The sequence below is a fragment of the Aliiruegeria sabulilitoris genome (assembly GCF_001558155.1).
Classification (GTDB): Bacteria; Pseudomonadota; Alphaproteobacteria; order Rhodobacterales; family Rhodobacteraceae; genus Tropicimonas; species Tropicimonas sabulilitoris.
Window position 1 is genome coordinate 1 of the sequence record NZ_LOAS01000148.1, and the last position, 309, is coordinate 309.

The 309-nt window shown below is 61.5% G+C and carries 1 pseudogene; it reads left to right on the forward strand.

The window, feature by feature from the left end:
• Positions 1 to 309: pseudogene (locus AX756_RS26300) on the forward strand (L,D-transpeptidase); the annotation flags it as partial.

Below are 309 nucleotides of genomic sequence, written 5' to 3' on the forward strand. Positions count from 1 at the left end.
ATGCCGAGCACGAATTCGAGGATGTCGTCTCAACCCTCGAAGGGCGCAAACATCCGGCGGACTGGGCCTTGGACGATGCCTATCCGGTCACAACGATGCTTGCGTCCTCGCATGACCGCAAAATCGTGATCATCGAGAACGACGTGGAAGTCGCCTCCGGGGCGCTCGAATGGGACGGTGACCCATTGGGCGCTCACGTCTACGTCCTTCAGGGCGCCCATGAAGGTGCCAAGGGCATGCACTGGCAAGCGCTCACCTACGGCACTTCGCAGAGTGCCGAGATGCAGGATCTCAAGCGGGTGCGCACGG